The 1,070-nt window shown below is 52.1% G+C and carries 1 protein-coding gene and 1 pseudogene; both read left to right on the top strand.

Going from position 1 to position 1,070, the window contains the following annotated elements:
- Positions 1 to 55: 55 nt before the first annotated feature.
- Positions 56 to 738, top strand: a pseudogene (locus ULO1_RS15340) (group II intron reverse transcriptase/maturase); the annotation flags it as partial.
- Between the two features lie 60 nt (positions 739 to 798).
- Positions 799 to 1,070, top strand: a 272-nt coding sequence (locus ULO1_RS15420) for a group II intron maturase-specific domain-containing protein (RefSeq protein WP_278308235.1), incomplete at its 3' end; no start/stop codon positions are given.

Here is a 1,070-nt window from a genome sequence, read left to right as displayed (position 1 = left end):
TCATAGTAGCCAGTATTGACGTCAAACTGGTGAAGGGCCGAACACGAAGCGAGGGATGGACTTGGCACGTTCGAGAGATACACAAAGACAGCAGAAAACCCCATATGGGGGGGTGGAGGAGAACAAAGGTGCTCCAGGAATCGACCAGGTCACGGTAAAAGACCTCCGGGACTATGTACGGGAGCACTGGGACAGAATCAGGGAAGAACTTCTCACGGGAACCTATAAACCGCAACCGGTACGCCGGGTCGAAATCCCGAAACCTGGCGGCGGAACAAGGCTATTAGGAATCCAAACCGTCATAGACCGCCTAATTCAGCAGGCGCTCCAGCAGGTACTTACTCCCATCTTTGACCCGGAGTTCTCCCCATACAGCTATGGATTTAGACCTGGACGCAGGGGACATGATGCGGTCAGACAGGCAAGGAAGTACGCAGAGGAAGGATACACCTGGGTGGTAGACATGGACCACCTGGAGAAATTCTTCGACCGGAACTCATCCGCCGCTATCTTCAGGCCGGTGTAATGGACACCGAAGAAGGCACTCCCCAGGGAGGACCACTGAGTCCATTGCTGGCTAACATAATGCTAGATGACCTGGACCTGGAACTGGAAAGACGAGGATACAGTTTCGTGCGTTATGCGGACGACTGTAACATCTACGTCCGAAGTCAGCGAGCCGGAGAGCGGGTGTTTGAGAGCATTAAATCTTTCCTGGAGGACAAGTTAAAACTCAAAGTAAATGAGACAAAGAGTGCGGTAGATAGGCCGTGGAAGCGGAAGTTTCTGGGCTTTAGCATGTATAGAGGGAAAGACAGAGTAGGAATCAGATTAGCCCCGGAAACAGTTAAACGGGTAAAGAATAGACTTCGGGAAATGACTTCTCGAAGCAAGGCAGAGAAGATTTCGGACCGCATCAAGAGCATCAATGCCTACCTTGGAGGCTGGATAGGATACTATGCGCTGGCGGAAACGCCGAGCGTATTCCAGGAAATCGAAGGGTGGCTAAGGCGAAGGCTACGGATGTGCGTCTGGAAACAATGGAAACGTGTCCGAACCCGATACCGTGA

This window comes from Carboxydocella sp. ULO1, from assembly GCF_002049255.1.
GTDB lineage: Bacteria > Bacillota.
Note: the sequence above shows the minus strand (reverse complement) of the source record. Positions and strands in the feature narration are given on the sequence as shown.